1 protein-coding gene is annotated in these 1,030 nt (G+C 61.9%); it reads right to left on the bottom strand.

Annotated elements, in window-relative coordinates; translation table 11 throughout:
• Positions 1-5: 5 nt before the first annotated feature.
• Positions 6-959 (bottom strand): IS1595 family transposase, encoded by a 954-nt coding sequence (locus tag CJZ98_RS17820; protein ID WP_094592434.1) that lies wholly within the window; start codon positions 957-959, stop codon positions 6-8.
• Between the last annotated feature and the right edge of the window lie 71 nt (positions 960-1,030).

Here is a 1,030-nt window from a genome sequence, read left to right as displayed (position 1 = left end):
CTTGATTACCCATAAGGCTCCGCGACCCTGAGATCCCTTTCGGTGCAAGGCATACAGCAACAGACTGCATTGGCGATCCGTTCGGTCATCGCCGCCAGCGAAAAGCGCCTGTTGAAGCGGAAGCAGTAGCCGCCGAGGTAGCGCCTGGCGTACTTGTCAAAGTTGAAGGCATGGAAGGTTCCGTTGAAGCTGGTTTTGAGGTTGCCCAGCAGCGTGTTGATCCAGCGGAACTGCGGCAGATCGCTGGGGTGCTTCCCACCAGTGACGATGGCCTGATGGCCGCAGCCCGCAGTGGTGACGGCACGGAAGCAGGCCAGGCCATCAGAGAGCACCTGGCTGCCGGGAGCCAGGTGCTCTCTGGCCCAGGCGCCGACTGCCTCTGAGCTGAAGCCACTCACAGCCGTGATCCTGGCGTGAATCGGATGCCCCGCCTCGTTCAAGGAGACGGCTGCGACGATGGGGATCTTGTTCTCAGACCCGCGACCTGCCTTGCCGCCCGGCAACTCTCCACCGAGGTAAGAGTCATCGATCTGGATCTTTCCCCGAAGCAGGTAAGCATCCTCCCGATCAGCCATCGCCCGCAGAATCTTGTTGTGCAGCAGCCAGGCCGTGTCGTACTTCACGCCAAGGTGGCGGCTGAGCTCCAGCGAGGAGATCCCAGTCTTGGCCTGGCCGATCAGATAGAAAGCCAGAAACCAGGTGGTCGGAGGCAATTTGGTCGCCTGCATGATCGTGCCGGCCGTGAGGGTGGCCTGATGGCCACAGCAGCGACACTGATAGCGCTTGAGCCGGCGGCCATAGACCAGCCCATGCTCATGGCCATTGCAGCGGGGACAGCGGAACCCATCGGGCCAGCGCGCCTTCTCCAATGCAGCCTCACATTGCTCCTCGGAGCCGTAGAGCCGCTGGAACGCAGGCAGCGAGAGGCCCTTCTGGAACTGGATCGCACTGCGGGCCATGGCCGGACTGGTATTTGTGTACCAGTCTATGGGCTCAGGTCCTGCGCTGCGGAGCGAGCTGGGTAATCAAG

This window comes from Vulcanococcus limneticus LL, assembly GCF_002252705.1.
In the GTDB taxonomy this organism is placed as follows: domain Bacteria; phylum Cyanobacteriota; class Cyanobacteriia; order PCC-6307; family Cyanobiaceae; genus Vulcanococcus; species Vulcanococcus limneticus.
Note: the sequence above shows the minus strand (reverse complement) of the source record. Positions and strands in the feature narration are given on the sequence as shown.